The following is a 20,824-nucleotide window of genomic DNA, read 5'->3' as shown; positions in this document are numbered from 1 at the left end:
CCGGCTGTGGTGATCCCGGTTCACTCCGGCGTCAGCCAACGCCGGAGTGTCTCGGCACCTTGCTGAATCTTGTCGATCTCCACGTGCTCGTCACGGGCGTGCGCCAGGTTGGGGTCGCCGGGGCCGAAGTTGAGCGCCGGGATGCCCAGCGCGGCGAACCGGGCGACGTCGGTCCAGCCCAGCTTCGCGACCGGCGGCGCGCCGACCGCCGCGAGGAACTCCCGCGCCGGTGCCGACGTCAGTCCGGGCAGCGCCCCGCCGGCGCAGTCGACCACCTCGATGTCGAACCCGGCGAAGACCTCGCGGACGTGCTGCTCCGCCTGCTGCCCGTCGCGGTCCGGCGCGAACCGGAAGTTGACCTCGACGTCGCACCGGTCCGGGATCACGTTGCCGGCCACCCCGCCGCCGATCCGGACCGCGTTCAGCCCTTCCCGGTACTCGCATCCGTCGATGGTGACGGTCCGCGCCGAATAGTCGCCCAGCCGGCGCAGCACCTCACCGGCGGCGTGGATGGCGTTCACCCCACGCCAGGACCGGGCGGAGTGGGCCCGGCGGCCGGTGGTGCCGACCACCGCCCGCAGGGTGCCCTGGCAACCGGCCTCGACGACGCCGTGGGTCGGCTCGTGCAGCACCGCGAAGTCGGCCGACAGCCACTGCGGGTGGGCCTCGGCCACCAGACGCAGCCCGTTGAACCGTGAGTCGATCTCCTCCGCCTCGTAGAACAGGTAGGTGACGTCGTACCTCGGCTCGGCGACGGTGGCCGCCAGATGCAACGCGTGCGCCACCCCGGACTTCATGTCCGAGGTGCCGCAGCCGTAGATCAGGCCGTCGACCACCCGGGACGGGAAGTTGTCGGCCAGCGGCACGGTGTCCAGATGCCCGGCGAGCACCACCCGTCGGGAACGCCCCAGCTCGGTCCGGGCCATCACCGTGTTGCCGTACCGCCCGGTGGTGAGCCAGGGCACGACGGACAGCGCCTGCTCCACGCAGTCGGCGATCCGCTGCTCGTTGCGCGACACCGACTCGATGTCGACCAACGCGCGGGTCAGGGTCACCGGATCGGCCAGGACCTCGGGGGTCAGCGGGTTCACCATGGCTGGCACGGTACCGTCTCGGCAGGGTCGACTCGTCCGCTGATCACCCGGATCGCCCGGACGTCGGCCCGGTGGTGACTCGTACCCCGATCGGAAGGCGACAGTTCGGTGACGGTTTCGACGCAGCCCGCCTGGGGCATCGGCCTGGCCACCTGCACGGAGCAGGGGCAGGTGCTGGACACCTGGTATCCGGTCGGCCAGCTGGGGCTCGGCGAGCGTCCGCCAGCCGCGAACGGCAGCACACCGGCCGGGCTGCCCGGCGCTGTGGTCGGCCCCCGGGCACTGCCCGGACTGCGTACCGAGATCGTGGTCGTCGAGATCGGTTCGTTGGCCGACCCGATCGCCGACGCCGCCGACGCGTACCTGCGGCTGCACCTGCTCTCCCACCGGCTGGTCCGGCCGAACGAGCTCAATCTGGACGGCATCTTCGGCCGGCTGGCCAACGTCGCCTGGACCTCCGCCGGTCCGTGCCCGCCGGACCGGGTCGACGAGCTGCGGCTGATCGAGCGGGCCGCCGGGCGGCACCTGGCGGTGTACGGGGTGGACAAGTTCCCCCGGATGACCGACTACGTGGTGCCGTCCGGGGTGCGGATCGCCGACGCCGACCGGGTACGGCTCGGCGCCCACCTGGCGTCCGGGACGACCGTCATGCACGAAGGCTTCTGCAACTTCAACGCCGGCACGCTCGGCACCTCGATGGTCGAGGGGCGGATCGTCGCCGGCGTGGTGGTCGGCGACGGCTCCGACGTCGGCGCCGGCGCGTCGATCATGGGCACCCTCTCCGGTGGCGGCACCGAAAAGGTACGTATCGGCGAGCGCAGTCTGCTCGGCGCGAACGCCGGCATCGGCATCTCGCTGGGCGACGACTGCGTGGTGGAGGCCGGCTGCTACATCACCGCCGGCTCCAAGGTGACCCTGCCGGACGGTCGGGTGGTCAAGGCCCGCGAGTTGTCCGGCGTCGACGGGCTGCTGTTCTGGCGCAACTCGGTCACCGGCGCGCTGGAGGCCCGGCCGCGTACCGGTGCCGGCATCCAGCTCAACGAGGCACTGCACGCCAACAGCTGACCGCGGACCGGCCGGTGCGGTGAGCCGGTGGCGGCTCCGCCGAGGTCGGCCGGTGCCCCACCCGCCCCGTGGCGACGGGCAGGGCACCGGCCGGCGCGGGTCAGCGCCGCGCGATCCGGTACGCCTGGACGATCGTCTGCCGTGCCGTGTTGCCGGCCCGGTCGGTGACCGACGCCCGCAGTGACACGTAGCCGTCCCGGTCCGGATGGTGGACCGTGGCGGTCCAGCCGGCCTTGGCGGACCGTACGTCGACCGGCTGCCAGGTCCGCCCGCCGTCGTAGGACGCCTCGACGGTCGGCCGACGGATCCCGATCCCGACCACTCCGGGCTGGTGGGCGACGGTGAACGGGATCTCCATCGCCCGCCCGGCGACGGCGGTGTTGCCGGCGTCCACCGACGGGGTGAACCGCACCGCCATCACCGGCAGCGCCGCCACCTGGTCACGGGTCACCGGACCGGACGGGAAGGTCCACGCCCCGCTGACCGACGTGGAGAAGTCCCCGACGTCGTGCGTCGCCGACACCTCCAACCGGTAGTCGGCCTGGGCCCGCGGTACCGGGAACCAGCCGTAGCCCGGCTCCGGGCTCTCCCCGATCAGCTTGCCGCTGCGGTACAGCGCGGTCCGCGCGGTCTCCGTCACCACCCCGCCGGGGTGGCCCTGCGCGTCGCCGAACATCGGCACCTGGACTTCGACGACGTTGCCCCGCCGGCTGACCCAGGCACCGTCACCCGCGACGGCCGGGAACACCGGCCCGTACGGTGCCAGGTTCCAGGTGTCCAGGGTGCGTTTGCCAGGCTGGTGGCGGCTCGGCGGCGAGACCAGCACGGCGGTGTACTCCGGCCAGAGCTGACCGTCCACCGTCCGGCCGAACTCCAGGGAACTCTCCCAGGTCGACGTGCTCGACACGCTGTAGTGCTCCACCCGCACGCTGGGCAGCTCGACCGGGGTCACCAGCGCCCATCCCCCGATGTCCCGCTCGCCGTGGCCGGGGAAGACCAGCCGGTCGGTGCGGTCGCCGTGGCTGACCCCACGGAACCGGTGCCGGACGGTGGCCAGGTCCCGGGGACGGTAGTGCCGGGTGAACCCGGTGGGCAGCCGGTCGACGAAGAGCTCGCTCAACCCGTAGAAGTACGGGCTGGCGGTGAACCCGTCCGCGCCGTCCGGTCGCAGCCACTGGCTGGCGATGCTGGCGGTGAACTCGCCCGTGCCCGACGGACCGCCCTCATGGGCGGCGGAGAGCCCGTCGAACGTGTCGGCCAGCACCCCGATCCCGGCACCGGTGTCCGGGGTGCGGTACTGGAAGCTGACGTCGACCAGCGCCGGACGGGCGGTCGACTCGGGCACGGTCATCCGGACCGGCCGGGCGGTACGGGCGTCGAACAGTACGGTGCGGTCACCGTCCAGCCGCAGGTTCGACCGGACCAGGACGGCGAGCTCGTACTCCTGTTCGCCAGTCTGGCGTTGGATCACGCTGGACAGTCCGTACCGGCCGGCGGGCAGCCGGGTGGCGACCCGGCCGGAGCCGTCCGAGGTCCACGGCATCGCGTCCACCGGCTGGTCCAGGCCGACCGCGACGGTCCAGTAGTCGTCGGTCGCCACGCCGGCCTGGTCGACGTGGACGAAGGTCAGGTCGTAGCTCTCCACCTCGCGGTGGACGCCGAACGGGGTGACGACGCGCTGGCCGGCGCCGGTGGCGACCAGATGGCCGGAGTAGTAGCCGTCCGGGCCACCGACGCTGGTGTCCGCGGTCAGGGTGACAGCGGCGGTGCCGCCGGCCGGTACGGTCAGCGTGTCGGCACCGGCCCGGAACATCGCCGTCGGCGCGCTGCGGCCGGTCGGGCCGACGGCTTCGACGGTGAGGGTCAGGGTCTGCGGCTTGCTGCCGGTGTTGCGGTAGGTGACCTTCTCGACGATCGCCGGGTCGTCGTGGTGCGGCCAGTCGGCGCGGCCGAACGACACGCTGGCCGGTCGGCTGATCAGCTCCTGGGTCACGGCGCGGGCGACGTCCACCCGGCCGGCACCCTGCGGGTACGCGCCGGTGCCGGAGCGTGGTGCGGCCGACGCCATCAGGCCGGCCTTCAACCGCACGGCGGTCCAGTTCGGCCGGCGCTGGGCGAGCAGCGCGGCCGCTCCGGCCACGTGCGGCGCGGCCATCGAGGTGCCGGAGGCGGCGACGTAGTGCTCGTCGACCGGATCGGCGAGGGTGGTGCCGGCGGCGCGGGCCGCGACGATCCCGACGCCCGGGGCGGTGATGTCCGGCTTGACCGCGTCGTCACCGGTGCGTGGTCCCCGGCTGGAGAAGTCGGCGAGCGTGTCGTCGCGGTCCACCGCGCCCACGGTCAGCGCCGCGTCGGCGCTGCCCGGCGAGCCGACGGTGCGGTCCGCGCCGGAGTTTCCGGCTGAGATCACGAAGAGCGCGCCGGTCTGCGCGGTGAGCGTGTCAACCGCCTTCTCCAGCGGATCGGTCTGCGGGGTGTCCGGGCCACCGAGGCTGAGGTTGACGACGGTGGCCCGCTGGTCGGTCGCGGCCCACTGCATGCCGGCCAGGATCGCCGACTCGGTGCACCAGGACGACTCGCACACCTTGCCGGAGATCAGGGTGGCGTCGGGGGCCACACCACGGTTCGCCCCGCCGGAGGCGGCACCGCTGCCGGCGATGATCGAGGCGACGTGGGTGCCGTGGCCGACCCGGTCGGCCGGGTCCGGGTCGTCGGTGAAGTTCTCCGACCGGGCCACCTTGCCGGTCAGGTCGGGGTGGTCTGCGTCGACCCCGCTGTCCAGCACCGCGACGATCACCCCGGCCCCGGTGAATCCGGCGTCGTGGGCGGCCGGCGCGCCGATCTGCCCGACGCTGCGGTCGAGCAGTAACCGTCGTCTGCCGTCCAGCCAGACCCGGGCCAGGCCGGAGGCGGTGGCCAGGGCCCCGGCGCGGCCGGTGGCCCCGCCGGACGCGGCCGGGTCGGTGCCGGTGGCCCCGCCGGGCGCGGCCGGGTCGGTGCCGGTGACCGCCGCCCAGAAGTCGGTCGCCGCGTGCTTGTCGGCGGTCAGCGCGGCACCACCGATCGCCGGCAGGTCCCGGGTGATCCGCGCGCCGGCAAGGCCACCGGCGTCCCGGCGGGCGGCGTCGGCCGGGGCGGCGTACTCGACGAGCAGCGGCAGCCGAGCGGTGGCGGCGTCGTGGTAACCGTACGAGATCAGGTCGGTGACGTTGAACAGTCGCCGGTCCAGCACGCCGGTGCGGATCAGCGGCTGCGCGTCGGCTGGTACGACGTACCGGCCGTCGGAGCTCTGGTAGGTGTGGAACCGCAGGTGGTTGCGGCCTGGGGCGGGTTGGACGGCGGTGCCGGCGCTGGTGACGACGACCCGGTCCCCGGTGACCAGGGTGACCACGGTCGCGGGGTCGGTACGGACCCGGCTGACCGGGTCGTCGGGGGTCGGTGCCGGGCGGGCGGCGGCCGGTCCCGGCCGTCCGACACCGATCAGCGTCGCGGCCAGTACGGCGACGAGAGCGGCGGCTTGGACTCTCCTGGATGGATTGGACATCGTGAACCTCCCCGGTAGACGCCGCAGCGGCGTCAGGGTCGTGATTCCGAAGCCCCAGGATTGCATACCTGGTATGCATCGACCCGGCCCGAAACTCGGGGCAATATGGACACGATTGCACTCTAAGTCGCCACACGACTACTTATAGATCATCTATGGGTGGGTCAACCCGACCGGCCGGCCACCGGCCAGCCAGGCCGCCGCGTCCGCCTCGGCGAGCGGCCGGGAAAACAGATAACCCTGCCCGAAGCCACAGCCCAGATCACCGAGCAGGTTCCGGTCGGCGACCGTCTCGATGCCCTCCGCCACCACCTGCAGCCCGAGCGAGTGCGCCAACCGGATGATCCCGTCCACCAACGACCGCTGCCGTTGCGAGAAGGCCATCTCCGCGGTGAACGAACGGTCGATCTTGAGTACGTCGATAGGCAGCTGACGCAGGTAGCTGAGCGAGGAGAACCCCGTACCGAAGTCGTCGATGGCCAGCCGGACACCGAGCTCGCGCAGCTGTGCCAGGTCCGACCAGACCTGGTCGTCGTTCTGCAGCAGCAGACTCTCGGTCAGCTCCAGCATCACCGAGTCCGCCGGCAACCCGGCGGCGATCAACTCGCGACGGACCTTGCCGGTGAAGCCGGCCACCCGGAACTGCCGGGCAGAGACGTTGATGCTGACATACGGAGCCTCACCCACCGGCAGAGCGGCCCGCCACTGGGTGACAGCGGCGAGCGCCCGGCCCAGCACCCAGTCGCCGATCGGCTCGATCAGCCCGGTCTCCTCGGCCACGTCGATGAACTGGTCCGGCCGCAGCAGCCCCAGGCTCGGGTGCCGCCACCGCAGCAACGCCTCCAGCCCGACGGCGTTGCCGCTGGCCAGCTCGACGACCGGCTGGTACACGACGGCGAAGTCGGACTCCGGCGCCGACCGTTCCAACGCGGTACGCAGCTCCATCCGCCGGATCAGGCTCACGTGCAACGCCGGCTGGTACCGCCGCCAGCGTCCCTTGCCCGCACCCTTGGCGACGTAGAGGGCGAGATCCGCGTGCCGCAGCAGCTCGTCGGTGCCCTCGGCGTCCGAGGTGGCGGCGACCCCGACGCTGACCGCGCCACCGACCATCCGGCCGGCGAGCCGGAACGGCTCGGTGAAGGCCGCCACCACCCGCTGCGCCGTCTGCTCCACCTCGGCCGGGTCGGTCGCGTCGTCGACCAGCGCGGCGAACTCGTCACCGCCGAGCCGGGCGGCCGCGTCGGCCGATCCCAGCGTGGCCGCCAACCGGTTCGCCACCGCGACCAGCAACTCGTCGCCGGCCTGATGGCCCATCGTGTCGTTGACCACCTTGAAGTCGTCAAGATCGATGAACAGTACGCCGACCGCGTGCCCGCCGCGCTGGGCGCGGGCCACTGCCTGCTGCACCCGGTCGTGGAACAGCACCCGGTTCGCCAGACCGGTCAACGAGTCGTGGAACGCCCGGTGAGTCAACTCCTGCTCCAGCCGACGTCGCTCGGTGACGTCCCGCAGGGTGAGCACCAGACCGCGTACCGCCCGGTCCGACCGCAGGTCACGGCAGCTCACCTCGACCTGCACGGTGCTACCGTCGGCGTGCCGCAGCCGCCAGTCCGGCCAGTCGTGCGGCTCACCGGAGGAGCGGACCAGGGCCAGCCCTTCGAGCACCCGCCCGTGGTCCGGCGGATCGACCAGGTCGGTCAGCGGGCCGCCGTCCGGTGCCGGCCGACCGAGCACCGTCTGCACCGCCGGGCTGGCGTACCGGACCGCGTCGCAGTCGTCGACGATCAGAATGATGTCCACGCTGTTCTGCACCAGGGCCCGGAAGTACACCTCCGCGTCCCGCCGGTTGATCTCGTCACCCAGCCGGATCCGTTCCAATGCCATCGTGGCGTGACTGGCCAGCACCTCGATGGCGTCGCGCAACGCGTTGAGGACGCTGGTCTCGGCTGAGACCAGCAGCACCCCGGCTCGCGGACCGGTCACGTCGGGCCGCGGCTGTGCCGGCACCGGACCGGGTGGCCGCTGCTCCGGCAGCACCAACGGGCAGAGCAACGCGAACGGAAACGACCCGAGCTGGTGGGCCAGCATCGGGGTCAGGGTCGGCCGACGCAGCAGCCGGGTACGCCGTACCGCGGCGGTCGACGGCAGCAACGTGCCGGTCGCCGTCGCCGGCACCGACGGACCCCAGACGCTGCTGGCCAGCGCCGGTACCCCGCCGGTGCGGTTGAGCACCAGCACCAGGCGGTGGTCGACGCCCTCCGGCACGATCCGGGCGAGCCCGGACCGCACCGCACGATCCACCTGCGCCGCGTCGGCCGCCGAGACCAGGGCGGCGCACGCGTCCCGCAGCCCCTGCTCCCGGCGGACCGTCTGACGGTGTGCCGCGAGCACGTCACCGAACCGGCTGAGCACCAACGCGAAGACCACCGCCGAGGTGATGGCCAGCATCGCCCCGTCGCGGATCCGCCCGGTCATCGCCTCGATCAGCAGAATCGACGGCGAGATCATGGTTGCCAGGACCAGCAGCACCGCCCACGGCCGGCTGATCTTGCCCGGCTCGATCTCCGCCGGCTCGGACAGCTGCGCCATCGACGGATGCAGCCCGGCCGCTCCCCAGGTCAGGTACGTCAGCAGCCAGCCGAGCTCGATCGGCCCGCCGGGCTGCCACTGCTCACCGAGCGTCGTCAGTCCGTACAGGATGTCGCCGGTGAGCATGCCGGCGCCCCCGACGAGCAGCAACACCAGGGCCGGGGTCCGTGGATTCGTCGCCAGCAGGCGAATCATCACGGCCAGAATCAACAGATCACCGAGGGCGTACGCGGCGAGGATCGATCGTTCGAACGGATCCATCCCGGGAGCGGTGATGTACGGACCGATGATGAAGATCCAGGCCAGAAGCGCGGCGGTGCACAGAAATGTGAGGACGTCGAGCAGCCGCGACCGGTCGCCAAGCATCTGGTTGCCCCGGGTCAGCATGAACAGGCCGACGGCGGTGAGGGCGAATACCGTCAGATAGCACAGCTCGGTGACGATTGAGCCGGGAAGAATCGCGTATGTCGTGTCGCCGGCGGCGAGCATCACCACTGCGGCGGCGAGACTCCACCACGCAGCGGCCCGTTTCGGCCGGTAGCGGCGGATACCGAAGAAGATTCCACCGGCGCTCATCAGACCGAGCGCCGGCCACAGCACCGGATGCCAGCCGGGGGCGAGGAGGATCCCGGCGGACAGCAGGATCATCACCGTGGCATATCCACTGGTGAGCTTCCGGACCGACACGGGCCTCCCCTCAGGCCGGACGTCAACGCGTGGCGACGCCTACAACTGACCCGTCGACGCCCGAGCGATCCATTCACCGCCGGGCAACACATCCACCGCTCGGTTTACCAGTCCGACAACGCGTTGGCCATACTTCTGCCGGGCAATGGTCGGCAACGATGAGACGTCGATCCGGATCGGGCAGTTCGCCGGTCACGTTGGACGCAGTACCGCCGGAGCAGAGATGGTGAATCGGGCCTCCACGACCGCCTGCACCGTCTGCACCTGCGGGTCGAGGTCGAGCTGCGGCGCGGAATCCGCCATCTCGGTCGCGGCGAACGCCCGGGGGGCACCGCGCAACGTCACCGGCTGCGGCGCGGACATCCCGTGGTCGGCCAATTCCACCAGGCCGGTCACCTCCGCCCCGAGCGCGTCGGCGTAGTCGCGTGCCCGGGTGATCGCTTCGGCGATCGCCGCCCGACGGGCCTGGCCCAGCTCGGGGCTGGTCGGCCGCAGCGACCACCACGGCCCGCTGACCTGGACCTGGTCCTGACCGGCCAGCCGCATCATCAGCTCACCGAGCACAGTGAAGTCGACAACCGTGACGGTGGTGGTGACGCTGGCGTGGTAGGCGACGACCCGTTCCCCGGAGCGTCGCCACTCAGGCCGCACCAGCAGCGCGCCGGACTCCCGGCGCTCGATCGCCGGCCCGTACCCGTCGATCAAGGTACGGACCGCGTCGCCCCGCTCGGCGAGCCGGGCGAGGGTGCCGGAGCGGTCCTTGCCCCGGGCGACGGCGGTCACCCCGAACCGGGCCAACTCGGGTGGGACCTCCCGGGTCACCTCACCGCGCACCGCCACCACCGGAGCATCCATCCGGCCAGCCTAGCCGAGCCGGGCGACCGCCGCCGCCACCCGCTCGTCGGTGGCGGTCAATGCCACCCGCACATGGCGCTGCCCGGCCGGGCCGTAGAAGGCACCCGGCGCGACCAGGATGCCGCGGGCGGCGAGCCAGTCGGCGGTCGACCAGCTGTCCTCGTCCCGGCTGGCCCACAGGTAGAGACCAGCGGTCGAGTGGGAGATGGTGAAGCCGGCCGCGGTGAGCGCCCCCCGGAGCCGGTCCCGGCGGGCCGCGTACCGCCGACGCTGGTCGGCCACGTGCCGCTCGTCGGTGAGCGCGGCGACCATCGCCGCCTGCACCGGAGCCGGCACGATCATGCCAGCGTGCTTGCGCACCGCGAGCAGGTCGTCGATGAGCCGCGGCTCACCGGCGACGAACCCGGCCCGGTAGCCGGCCAGGTTGCTCCGCTTGGACAACGAGTGCACGGCGAGCAGACCGGTCGGATCACCGCCGCAGACGTCGTCGCTGAGCACCGAGACCGGCTGCGCCTCGAAGCCGAGGGTCTGGTAGCACTCGTCGCTGGCCACCACCGCCCCGCGCTCGCGCGCCCAGTCGACGACCTTGCGCAGATGCCCACTGGGCAGCACCTGGCCGGTCGGGTTGCCCGGCGAGTTGACCCAGACCAGCCGGACCCGGCTGGCCGGCCCGAGCGCGGTCAGCGAGTCGGTCCGTACCACCTCGGCCCCGGCGAGCCGGGCGCCCACCTCGTAGGTCGGGTAGCAGACGGACGGCACCACCACCACGTCACCGGGACCGACCCCGAGCAGGGTGGGCAGCCAGGCGACCAGTTCCTTGGAACCGACCGTCGGGAGCACACCGATCCGGCCGCCGACGGCACCGCACTCGCGCACGCACCAGTCCCGGATGGCCTCGCGCAGTCGCGGGCTGCCGGCCGTCATCGGATAACCCGGGGTGTCCGTGGTGGCAGCCAGCGCCTGCTGGACCACGGCCGGCACCGGGTCGACCGGTGTACCGACCGAGAGGTCCACGATGCCGTCGGGGTGCCGGGCGGCACGCTCCTTGACCGGGGCCAGCCGATCCCACGGAAAGTCCGGCAGGCCGGCGGCCGGTGACCCGCCGCCGGTCGGCGCGGACCGCCCGGCGGCCAAGCCCGCCCGCGCCCCGGTCAGTGCGCGTCCCCGCGCGCCGGCTGGGCCGCGACGAACGGGGTGTCCTTCTCGATCTTGCCGACCTTGGAGGCACCGCCCGGCGAGCCGAGATCCTCGAAGAACTCGTAGTTCGCGGTGGTGTACTCCTTCCACTGCTCCGGCACGTCGTCCTCGTAGAAGATCGCCTCCACCGGGCAGACCGGCTCACATGCACCGCAGTCGACACACTCATCGGGGTGGATGTACAGCATCCGATTGCCCTCGTAGATGCAGTCGACCGGGCATTCCTCGATGCACGCCTTGTCGAGCACATCGACGCACGGCTCGGCGATGATGTAGGTCACTGGCCTTCCTTCCCGCACGACATGCCGCGATCGCCCGCGGCACTGACGAGCCTAGTATCTCGCCGGGGAGGGGGTCGATCGTGCTCCGGCCACAAGATGTGGGACACCGCGTGGTAGTCCGAAAAATTATAGGTGTTGGCGGAGATCGTCCGCTCTATACCGACCTACTCGGCCTGCTGGCCGAGCTGACCGAGACCGAACTCACGGTGCTGACCCGCAACGGGCCACGCCGGGTCGCCCTCGCCGACGTGCACCGCAGCAAGCTGGTGCCGCCGACCGCAAATCCGGCGGCCCGGCGCGCGGCGGACCGCGAATCCGCCGCCGTCGCCGAGCTGGAACGGGCCGCGAACCAGACCTGGGCGGCGCCGGTGCAGCAGCGGCTCGGCGACTGGCTGCTGCGCGCCGCCGACGGCTGGACCGGCCGGGCGAACTCGGCGCTGCCGCTCGGCGACCCCGGCTGCCCGCTGCCGGCGGCGGTGGACGCGGTCACCGCCTGGTACGCCGAGCGTGGCCTGCCGGCACAGGTCAACGTGCCGCTGCCGGCCGCCGCCGAGGTCGCTGGCGAACTCGCCCGCCGAGGTTGGCGCAGCGGACCGTTGGTGCTGGTGCAGACCGTGCCGCTGGCCGACCTGCTGGCCCGGACCGCCGGGCCGGGCGAGGACCCGGCGGGCGGTTCACCCGACGGTTCACCCGGCGGCGCAGGCGGTTCACCCGACGGCGGGCCGACGGTACGGCTGGACCACGCGCCGTCGCCGGAGTGGCTCGCCCTGGTAGCGGCCCGCAAATCGGCCGGCGACCCGCTGCCGGCCGCCGCCCACCGGCTGCTCACCGACGCACCACAGGTGCGCTTCGCCCACCTGTACGCCGACGGCCAGCTCGTCGCCATCGCCCGGGGCGCTGTCGACGCCGACCACCGGTGGTGTCAGATCGCGCTGCTGGAGGTGCAGCCGGCGGCCCGGCGGCGGGGGCACGCCACCCGGGTGCTGCGGGCCGTCGGCCGGTGGGCCGCCGACGAACTGGCCGCGCCGACCGCGTTCCTCCAGGTCGAACAGCACAACCCGGCGACCGCCCTGTACGCCCGGCTCGGCTTCACCACCCACCACGTCTATCTGCCATGGCAGCCGGCGGTCAGCGACGAACCACCCGACGGGGCTTGTTGAGCTTGGTCTCGGCGTACCGTTCCAGCGACTTGGACCGGTGGTCCCAGCCGAGCGTGATCAGCACCAGATAGCCGAGCAGCACCCCGCCGATGGAGAAGCCGCCGTACAGCCACACCTGGGAAAAGAACGCGCCCGCCCCGGCCGAGAACGGATGGTCGCCGTTGATGAACGGCCCGACGAAAACGGTGAGCACCAACGCCGCCAGGATCGCCGCCGCGACGTCACCGCTCCACCGCTCGACCGGCCGGTCCCGGCCCCAGACGAAGGCCACCGAGCCGAGCACGACGCCGATCACCACGAACATCGCCAACGAGAGCCGGTCCTGCATCTGCGGGTCGGCGTCGAACCAGAAGCGGACCACCAACCGGGCCACCACATTGGCCGCGAACAGCACCCCGGCGAGTACGCCGACCGGCAGCCAGCGCTGCCTCATCTCCACCTCCCGCACCTAGACCCGCACCGCGTCCACAGCACGCCGGACCGCACAGGTGTCCTCCGGAACAGACCAGAATTTTCGTACCGAAGATTGTAGGAGCCGGCAGCCGGCCGCGTCAGCCTCCGTCGCTGCGGCGGGCCGGCTGGGCCGGCTGGGCCGGCTGGGCCAGGATCATCCGGAACGCGAGTACGGCGAAGGCGATCGCCCCGGTGAAGATCACCGCGAAGCCCACCCAGTTGTCGCCGGCCAGCAGAATGTCCCCCTCGGTGGTGCCGCCAGCGGCCAGCACCATCACCGCGAACCAGGCCGCCGCCGGCAACGTCATCGCCCACCGGGCACCCACCGCGCGGATCGCGAACCAGCTCACCAGCACGTTGCCGGCGATCGCCAGCAGCACCGACGCTCCGACCAGGTGCCCGCCGACCCGTACCGTGGCCAGCAGCAGCTCCAGGACCGCGGACAGCACCGCCGCGACCACCGCGACCACCCCGCCGACCGTCCGTAGCCCCAGGTCCACCAGCTCACGCAGGCGGGTGGGGGCCGGAGCCGTCGCCACCGGCGGCGACGGCTCCACCGCCGACACCTGGCCGGAGACACCGGGCGAGGTCACGGCAGCGGCACCTCGGCGGCCGGCAGCCCGGCGAACAGGTCGGTCTCCCAGCCGTACGGGCCGTCGCCCGGACCCTGCCGGCCGGCGCCGAGGACGAAGTACTCGTAGCCCATGAACTCGCCGCCGACGTTGCCGGCCAGCGCGTAGAGCCACGAATCGGCCGGGATCTGGCTGGCATGCGCCCGCATGGCGGCCTGCTTCGCCTGGTAGTGGGCGGTGCCGTCGATCCGCGCCGCGATCTGCGGATCGGGGGTGCCGAACGGCAAATCGTCGACGTGTTCGACGCCGGCGAACGGGTTGTTCGACGCGCCCCGGAACGCGTCGATGCCGGCGGCGAGCACGCTCTTCGGCATCGCGGTGAAGTAGATCTTGTCGGGGGCGACACCCTCGGTGGCGGCCAGTTCGGCGGCGCGCATCGTCACCCGGTGGGCCTGGATGTGGTCGGGGTGACCGTAGAAGCCGTTGTCGTCGTAGGTGACCACCACCTGCGGCCGGGTCTCCCGCAGCACCTCGAGCAGCAACCCGGCGGCCTCGTCAAGGTCGGCCTGCCAGAACGCCCGTGGGTGGTCGTTGGTCGGCAGGCCCATCATCCCGGAATCCCGGTACCGGCCGGCACCGCCGAGGAACCGGTGATCGGTCACTCCGAGCGCCGCGCAGGCGGCGTCGAGCTCGGCGATCCGGTACCCGCCGAGCTGGTCGGCCTGATCGGGGGCCAGCCCGGCGAGGCGCGGCAGGTGGATCTCGCCTTCCTCGCCGAGGGTGCAGGTGACCAGGGTGACCTGCGCTCCGGCGGCGGCGTACCGGGCCATCAGGGCGCCGGTGCCGATCGTCTCGTCGTCCGGATGGGCATGAACCAGGAGAAGCCGTCGCGCGGCGGCGGGGTCGGTCACTCCGGCAACTTTACGCCGGATGGGCACCGGAGTGGATTACTGGTCTCATCGCTGATCAGCCGGTTCTACGATCCGAGAGTGGAATCTCCGGAACCTGCCGCCCGTACCCGTGGACCCGTCCGGGGCGCCCCGCACGCGGTGACCGTGGGCGCCGACGGCGCCCGCGTGGTGTTCCTGCGCTCCACCGGCCCGCACGACCCGGCCGCTGGTCTCTGGTCGTTCGAGGTCGACAGCGGCGAACACCGCCGGATCGCCGACCCGACGGTCCTGCTCGGCACCGGGAACACCGCCGGTGCCGGGAACACCGCCGGTGCGGGAATCACCCGGTACGCCACCGACCCGGCCGCCCGGGTCGCCGTGTTCGTCCTGGCCGGCCGGCTGTTCCGGGCCGACCTGGTGACCGGCGACGTGATCGAGGTACCGGTGGTCGGCTCGGTCACCGACGCCCGGCCGGACCCGACCGGCAGCCGGATCGCGTACGTGTCGGACAGCGACGCGGATCCGGTCGGGCCGGCCGGCGCGACCGGCGGATCCGGCCGCGATGGAACGGCCCACGACGGATTCAGCGGCAACGGGCCGGGCGGCGGCCCGGACCGCGACGGATCCGGCAAGCTCCGGGTCGTCCACCCGGACGGCCGCGACGTGCTGCTCGCCGGCGAGGACGGCGACATCACCTGGGCGCTGCCCGACCCGGCGGCGGCCGACTTCGGCCGGGACCGTGGCTACTGGTGGTCACCGGACGGCCAGAGCATCCTCGCCGCCCGGACCGACCAGTCCCGGCTGCCCCGCTGGCAGTACGCCGACCCGGCGCGGCCGCAGCTGCCGGCCCGCAGCCGGCCGTACCCGATGTGCGGTGGCCCGAACGCCGAGGTGACCCTGCACCTGCTCGACCTCGACGGCGGCTGGGTCGACGTGCACTGGGACCGGGAGACCTACCCGTACCTGGTGTCGGTCGACTGGTCCGACGGCGGTCCGCTGATCACCGTGCTGCGCCGGTTGCAGCAGCACGGTCTGGTGCTGTCCATCGACCCACGCACCGGGGAGACCCAGGTGCACGCCGAGCTCGCCGACCCCCGGTGGGTGGAGCCGATCCCCGGCACCCCCTGCCACCTGTCCGACGGCCGGGTGCTGGTCGGCGGGGAACTCGCCCACGACGGGTACGACGCCCGCTGCCTGTTCGCCGACGGCACCCTGCTCACCCCGGCGGCGCTGTACGTACGCCGGGTGGTCGGCCGGCTGCCCGGCCGGCACACCAGCCCGGACCTGCTGATCGAGGCGAGTGACGGGGAACCCAGCGAACAGCACCTCTACCGGGTCCGCACCGCGGCATCCTCGGGTGGTCTGGACGCGGTCCGGCTCACCAGCAGCCCCGGCTGGCACGTCGCCGCGGTCGGCGGTGCCGTACTGGCCGTCGGTTCGGCCACCCTGGACCAGCCCGGGGTGCGTTGGACGATCTGCCGGGACGACACCGAACTCGGCGTGCTGCGGAGCCTGGCGGCCACCCCGGCGGTGACGCCCCGGCCCACGCTGCAACGGGTCACCGACCGCCGGCTGCCGTCCGGTGTGCTGTACCCGCAGTCGCATGTCGCCGGCCGGCGGCTACCGGTGCTGCTGGAGGTGCACGGCGGACCGGGCCACCAGCAGGTCCGGGCCGAACGGGCGGGCTGGCTGGCCCGGCAGTGGTGGGCCGACGCCGGCTTCGCCGTGGTGATTGTCGACAACCGGGGTACGCCGGGTGTCGCGCCGAGTTTCGAGAAGGTGGTGCACCGACGGCTGGCCGACGTGCTGCTCGCCGACCAGGTGGACGCGCTGACCGCGATCGCGGAAAAACATCCCGACCTCGACCTGGACCGGGTGGCGGTGCGGGGCACCGGGTTCGGCGGCTGGCTGGCCGGGCTGGCCGCGCTGCGCCGCCCGGACGTGTTCCGGGCCGCCGTGGCGCGCGACCCGGTCACCGACTGGGCGCTGCTGCGCAGCGGGTACGCCGAACGGTTCCTCGGCCTGCCCGAGGAGGGCGGCGAGATCTACCCGCACCACAGCCTGGTGGAGGTCGCCGCCGAGCCGGTGACCGGCAGCGACCAGCTCCGCCCGCTGCTGCTGGTGCACGGGCTGGCCGACGACGCCGTGCCGGTGGCGCACACCCTGCGGTTGTCCGCCGCGCTGCTGGCCGCCGGCCGACCGCATGCGGTGCTGCCGTTGGCCGCCGGCACCGACCCGGACGCGGCCACCGTGCTGCGCGCCGAACTCGGGTTCATCCGGCAGGCGTTGGGACCGCTCGGCTGAGCGGTCGTCAGCGGGCGTCGGGATCGCTCGGCCGAGCCGATGTCGCATAAGGTCACAGGGTGACCCAGTTCGAGGTGGCGACGGCCGCCGTGCAGGCGGCACTCGACGCCGGCGCCCGGTACGCCGACGCGCGGGTGATGCACCGCCGTTACGAGTCGATGACCGCGCGCAACGGCGAGATCGAGGCGCTGGTCCAGCACAGCGACGCCGGTCTCGGCGTCCGCGCACTGGTCGGTTCCAGTTGGGGCTTCTACGCCGTACCGGATCCGTCGCCGGCGGCGGCGCGGGCCGCCGGTGGTCGGGCGGCGAAGATCGCCGCGGCCAGCGCCCAGGTGCCCGGGCCGCCGATCGACCTGGTGCCGGCCGGGGCCGGCACCGCGAGCTGGTCCAGCCCGTGCCGGATCGACCCGCTGTCGGTGCCGCTGCCGGACAAGGGCGATCTGCTGGTGTCGGCCACCCGCACGATGCTCGACCACGGCGCCGACCTGGCCGAAGGGCTGTACCAGATCTGGGACACCGAGAAGTGGTTCGTCTCCAGCGAGGGGCACCGGATCGACCAGCGGATCCGCGAGTGCGGTGCGGGGCTGTCCGCGACGGTGATCGGTGACGGGGAGACCCAGCGCCGCTCCTATCCGAGCCACCGCGGCCAGTACGGCACCAGCGGCTGGGAACTGGTCGACAGCCTGGACCTGCCGGCGCACGCCGCCCGGATCGCCGAGGAGGCACGGGCGTTGCTCACCGCGCCGGCCTGCCCGGCCGGGGAGACCACGCTGATCCTCGGCGGGGAGCAGATGGCGTTGCAGATCCACGAGTCGGTCGGGCACGCCATCGAACTGGACCGGATCCTCGGCTGGGAGGCCGCCTTCGCCGGCACGTCCTGGCTGGACCTGGCCCAACTCGGCAGCCTGCGGTACGGATCCGAGCTGATGAACGTGACGATCGACCCGACCATCCCGGGCGCGCTGGGCAGTTTCGGGTTCGACGACGAGGGCAGCCCGGCGGTCAAGCGGGACGCGGTCCGGCAGGGCCGGTGGGTCGGCGTACTGGCCGGTCGGGACTCGGCCGCCGTCGCCGGCCTGGACCACGGCGGCAGCGTGCGGGCGGACGGCTGGTCGCGGCTGCCGATGGTCCGGATGACCAACGTCGGTCTGGAGCCGGGGCCGCACACGTTGGACGAGATGATCGCGGCGACCGACCACGGGGTACTGATGGACATCAACCGGTCCTGGTCGATCGACGACAAGCGGCTCAACTTCCAGTTCGGGTGTGAGATCGGCTGGGAGATCCGCAACGGCAAGTTGGGGCGGATGCTGCGCAACCCGACGTACACCGGGATCGGCCCGGTGTTCTGGCGGTCGATGGACATGCTGTCGTCGGAGAGCGTCGCCTGGGGGACGCCGAACTGCGGCAAGGGCCAGCCCGGCCAGGTCGGGCACACCGGGCACCCGGCGGCGCCGGCCCGGTTCACCAACGTCCGGGTGGGGGTACGCGGGTGAGTCTGGACGCGGGGCTGACCGGCGCGGCGACGTCGCCCGCCGAAACCGACCTGGCCCTCCGGGTGGTGGAACTGGTCCGGCGGGCCGCCGGACCGGACGCGCAGGCCGAGGCGTACGTCAGCCATCGGGCGCTGGCACTGACCCGGTTCGCCAACTCGTTCATCCACCAGAACGTCGCCGAGGCGGTCACCACGGTGTGGCTGCGGTTGCACGTCGACGGCCGGACCGCGATCGGTTCGACCACGCTGACCGGCCCGGACGGGTTGGCCGACCTGGTCGAGCGCACTTTGGCGGCAGCCCGGCTCTGCCCGCCGGATCCGGCCTGGCCAGGGCTGGCCGGGCCGGCGCCGCTACACGCGGCCGGTTCGTGGGACGAGGCGACCGCGCAGGCCGGTCCGGCGGAGCGGGCGGCCCGGGTGCGGGACTTCGTCGCGGCCGCAGGTGGTCTGGAATGCGCCGGATTCTGCCGAACCGTGCACCGGTCGACGGGGTTCGCCAACAGCGCCGGGCAGACCGCCGGTGGCCGGTCGGCGGAGGCCGCGATGGACGGGATCGCCCGGACCGACGGCGCCGACGGGGTGGCCCGGCAGGCGGCCGACCGGCTGACCGAGATCGACGGCGCGGCGCTGGGTGCCCGAGCCGCGGTGAAGGCCCGGGCCGGCCGGCACCCGGTCGACCTGCCGCCGGGGCGCTACCCGGTGGTGCTCGAACCGACCGCGGTGCTGGATCTGTTGCAGATGCTGGCCCGGCACGGCTTCGCCGGCAAGGCGCACCACGAACGGCGGTCGTTCGTCCGGCTCGGCGAGGCCCAGTTCGACCCGGCCATCTCGCTGGTCGACGACCCGGCCACCGGCGGCGGGCTGCCGTTCGACGCCGAGGGCACCCCGACCGGCCGTACGGTGCTGGTGGACGCCGGCCGATCGACGGCGCTCACCCACGACCGACGGACCGCGGCGGCGGCCGGCACCGCTTCGACCGGACACGCGGCACCGGGCAGCGTCCCGTGGGGGCCGGTGGGTCAGCATCTGCGGCTGCTCCCGGCCGATGGCTGGCAGTCCGCCAGCGGCGACGGGCCGGCGGCCGGGGGCAGTGCGGCGCTGCTCGGCGGGGTGGAGCGTGGTCTGCTGGTCACCGACCTGTGGTACACCCGGATTCTCGATCCACGCAGCCTGGTGGTGACCGGCCTGACCCGTAACGGTGCGTGGCTGGTCGAGTCAGGCGAGATCGTGGCGGCGGTCCGCAGTCTGCGGTTCACCCAGTCGTATCCGCAGGCGCTCGCGCCCGGTGCGGTGCTGGGTCTGGGCTCTGAGTTGAGCCGGTTGCCGGACAGTTGGGACGACACCTCCTGGCACGCGCCGGCCCTGCACCTGGCGGACTGGCAGATCACCGGCGGCGCCGCCGGCTGACCTCGGCGAATTGCGAGATTGACGACGCTACGCGGATTGCTTAGGTTAGCCATACCTCACTTCTGGTGGGTCCGCGATGGGCGGTGCGGGCTGGTCGACCGCACCGCCCGTCACCCCTGACGACGCGTTCGCTGTCAATCTGTGACCGACGCCGCTCGGGATCCAGTGAGCTTCTGCACATCCACCCCCGTAGCGGCGGGCCGGGCTTTCGTAACCGACGCGATACCGGCGAGACTCCCTTGCGCATACGGCCGCCGGTACTGGGCGTAACGTGTGCACCGGACCAGCGCCCGCCGATGCGTGTGGTGCGGGTTCCGGAGCACGCGGTCGCACGGCAATCTGGGCTCTGCCCTGCTACGCCACAGACCGGCCGAAGATATCCGGGTCCACCCTTGCGCGGGTCGGGCCCCGTCAGGGAGACAGGATGACGACTACGGCAACGATGCCGGGGCAGGCGCGGGCGCGCGCCGCCATCGCGGCGAAGACGTTGCGCACCGACCGGTGGTGGCTACCCCCGCTGATCACCGTGATCGGACTCGGTGCCTGGGTCACCTACGCCACTGTCCGTGTTTTCATGCACGACTTCTACTGGGTCCAGGAGCACCACTACCTCACCCCGTTCTACTCACCGTGCGTCACCGAACGCTGCGTACCGGAGGCGGCGCACTTCGGGCGGTTCCTACCCGGCTGGTGGATCATCCCCGACGCGGCGATGACCCTGCCGTTCCTGCTGCTGTTCCGGCTGACCTGCTACTACTACCGCAAGGCCTACTACCGGGCGTTCTGGCTCTCCCCGCCGGCCTGTGCGGTGCCGGACGGCCACCAGCGCTACACCGGTGAGACCCGCTTCCCGCTGATCTTCCAGAACGCGCACCGCTACGCCTTCTACGCTGCGGTGATCATCTCGCTGATCAACAGCTGGGACGCGGTGCTCGCCTTCGACGGGGAGAACGGCTTCGGGGTCGGACTGGGCAACGTCATCCTGCTCGGCAACGTGGTCATGCTCTGGGCGTACACCCTGTCCTGCCACTCCTGCCGGCACATCGCCGGCGGCCGGCTGAAGCACTTCTCCAAGCACCCGGTGCGGTACCGGGCCTGGACGTTCATCTCCAAGCTCAACGTCCGGCACATGCAACTGGCCTGGATCACGCTCGGCACCCTGGCGCTGACCGACTTCTACGTGATGGCGCTGTCCGCCGGCTGGTTCAGCGACCTGCGGTTCTTCAACTGA

General features: G+C 72.5%; 15 protein-coding genes. 6 read left to right on the top strand and 9 right to left on the bottom strand.

Annotated features, from left to right (window positions below; translation table 11 throughout):
• Nucleotides 1–20 precede the first annotated feature (20 nt).
• Nucleotides 21–1,094: a succinyl-diaminopimelate desuccinylase gene (dapE, locus tag O7629_RS02225; protein WP_278167179.1), complete on the bottom strand. Its 1,074-nt coding sequence runs from the start codon at nt 1,092–1,094 to the stop codon at nt 21–23.
• A 108-nt stretch (nt 1,095–1,202) separates the two neighbouring features.
• On the opposite strand from dapE, the gene dapD reads away from it, so the two are divergent.
• On the top strand, nt 1,203–2,159 hold the full coding sequence (gene dapD / locus O7629_RS02220) for a 2,3,4,5-tetrahydropyridine-2,6-dicarboxylate N-succinyltransferase (RefSeq protein ID WP_278167178.1): 957 nt from the start codon (nt 1,203–1,205) through the stop codon (nt 2,157–2,159).
• Nucleotides 2,160–2,259: 100 nt separating this feature from the next.
• On the opposite strand, the gene O7629_RS02215 is transcribed toward dapD, so the two are convergent.
• The 5 genes from O7629_RS02215 to fdxA form a co-directional block, all read right to left on the bottom strand.
• Nucleotides 2,260–5,703: a S8 family serine peptidase gene (locus O7629_RS02215; protein ID WP_278167177.1), complete on the bottom strand. Its 3,444-nt coding sequence runs from the start codon at nt 5,701–5,703 to the stop codon at nt 2,260–2,262.
• A gap of 153 nt (nt 5,704–5,856) precedes the next feature.
• Nucleotides 5,857–8,979 (bottom strand): EAL domain-containing protein, encoded by a 3,123-nt coding sequence (locus O7629_RS02210; protein WP_278167176.1) that lies wholly within the window; start codon nt 8,977–8,979, stop codon nt 5,857–5,859.
• Nucleotides 8,980–9,171: 192 nt separating this feature from the next.
• Complete coding sequence (locus O7629_RS02205) at nt 9,172–9,834, bottom strand: SIMPL domain-containing protein (protein WP_278167175.1); 663 nt, start codon at nt 9,832–9,834, stop codon at nt 9,172–9,174.
• A 9-nt stretch (nt 9,835–9,843) separates the two neighbouring features.
• Nucleotides 9,844–10,968, bottom strand: coding sequence for a succinyldiaminopimelate transaminase (gene dapC / locus O7629_RS02200; protein WP_278167174.1), 1,125 nt, complete (start codon nt 10,966–10,968; stop codon nt 9,844–9,846).
• A gap of 17 nt (nt 10,969–10,985) precedes the next feature.
• Nucleotides 10,986–11,312, bottom strand: a complete 327-nt coding sequence (fdxA, locus tag O7629_RS02195; protein ID WP_233606480.1) for a ferredoxin — start codon at nt 11,310–11,312, stop codon at nt 10,986–10,988.
• An 80-nt stretch (nt 11,313–11,392) separates the two neighbouring features.
• Here fdxA and O7629_RS02190 point away from each other — a divergent pair, with 80 nt between their 5' ends.
• Nucleotides 11,393–12,472: a GNAT family N-acetyltransferase gene (locus O7629_RS02190; protein ID WP_278167173.1), complete on the top strand. Its 1,080-nt coding sequence runs from the start codon at nt 11,393–11,395 to the stop codon at nt 12,470–12,472.
• Here the strand turns inward: O7629_RS02190 and O7629_RS02185 are convergent.
• From O7629_RS02185 to mshB, 3 genes are all read right to left on the bottom strand, one after another.
• Nucleotides 12,441–12,905 (bottom strand): hypothetical protein, encoded by a 465-nt coding sequence (locus tag O7629_RS02185; RefSeq protein WP_278167172.1) that lies wholly within the window; start codon nt 12,903–12,905, stop codon nt 12,441–12,443. The genes O7629_RS02190 and O7629_RS02185 overlap by 32 nt on opposite strands.
• Nucleotides 12,906–13,023: 118 nt before the next feature.
• A complete protein-coding gene (locus O7629_RS02180; RefSeq protein WP_278167171.1) occupies nt 13,024–13,518 on the bottom strand; it encodes a hypothetical protein in 495 nt (164 codons plus the stop codon).
• Nucleotides 13,515–14,408 carry an N-acetyl-1-D-myo-inositol-2-amino-2-deoxy-alpha-D-glucopyranoside deacetylase gene (mshB, locus tag O7629_RS02175; RefSeq protein WP_278167170.1) on the bottom strand — a complete coding sequence of 298 codons (894 nt, stop codon included), beginning with the start codon at nt 14,406–14,408 and terminating at the stop codon, nt 13,515–13,517. The genes O7629_RS02180 and mshB overlap by 4 nt, the downstream gene beginning before the upstream one ends.
• Before the next feature lie 78 nt (nt 14,409–14,486).
• Here mshB and O7629_RS02170 point away from each other — a divergent pair, with 78 nt between their 5' ends.
• The 4 genes from O7629_RS02170 to O7629_RS02155 all read left to right on the top strand — a co-directional run bounded on the left by O7629_RS02170 (nt 14,487) and on the right by O7629_RS02155 (nt 20,824).
• Nucleotides 14,487–16,691: a prolyl oligopeptidase family serine peptidase gene (locus tag O7629_RS02170; protein WP_278167169.1), complete on the top strand. Its 2,205-nt coding sequence runs from the start codon at nt 14,487–14,489 to the stop codon at nt 16,689–16,691.
• Between the two features lie 59 nt (nt 16,692–16,750).
• The gene (locus O7629_RS02165; RefSeq protein WP_278167168.1) at nt 16,751–18,187 is read left to right on the top strand and encodes a TldD/PmbA family protein; all 1,437 of its coding nucleotides are present in this window, start codon (nt 16,751–16,753) and stop codon (nt 18,185–18,187) included.
• Between the two features lie 14 nt (nt 18,188–18,201).
• Nucleotides 18,202–19,593: a metallopeptidase TldD-related protein gene (locus O7629_RS02160; protein WP_278174365.1), complete on the top strand. Its 1,392-nt coding sequence runs from the start codon at nt 18,202–18,204 to the stop codon at nt 19,591–19,593.
• A 424-nt stretch (nt 19,594–20,017) separates the two neighbouring features.
• Nucleotides 20,018–20,824: a hypothetical protein gene (locus O7629_RS02155; RefSeq protein WP_278167167.1), complete on the top strand. Its 807-nt coding sequence runs from the start codon at nt 20,018–20,020 to the stop codon at nt 20,822–20,824.

The sequence above is a fragment of the Solwaraspora sp. WMMD792 genome (assembly GCF_029626105.1).
Classification (GTDB): domain Bacteria; phylum Actinomycetota; class Actinomycetes; order Mycobacteriales; family Micromonosporaceae; genus Micromonospora_E.
This window is presented reverse-complemented; position numbering and strand designations above follow the sequence as displayed.

Bases quoted from the DNA above. Each gene is read 5' to 3' on its own strand.
- O7629_RS02185 (WP_278167172.1), bottom strand. From the start codon at position 12,905: ATGAGGCAGCGCTGGCTGCCGGTCGGCGTACTCGCCGGGGTGCTGTTC.
- O7629_RS02205 (WP_278167175.1), bottom strand. From the start codon at position 9,834: ATGGATGCTCCGGTGGTGGCGGTGCGCGGTGAGGTGACCCGGGAGGTC.
- O7629_RS02215 (WP_278167177.1), bottom strand. From the start codon at position 5,703: ATGTCCAATCCATCCAGGAGAGTCCAAGCCGCCGCTCTCGTCGCCGTA.
- dapE (WP_278167179.1), bottom strand. From the start codon at position 1,094: ATGGTGAACCCGCTGACCCCCGAGGTCCTGGCCGATCCGGTGACCCTG.
- O7629_RS02155 (WP_278167167.1), top strand. From the start codon at position 20,018: ATGACGACTACGGCAACGATGCCGGGGCAGGCGCGGGCGCGCGCCGCC.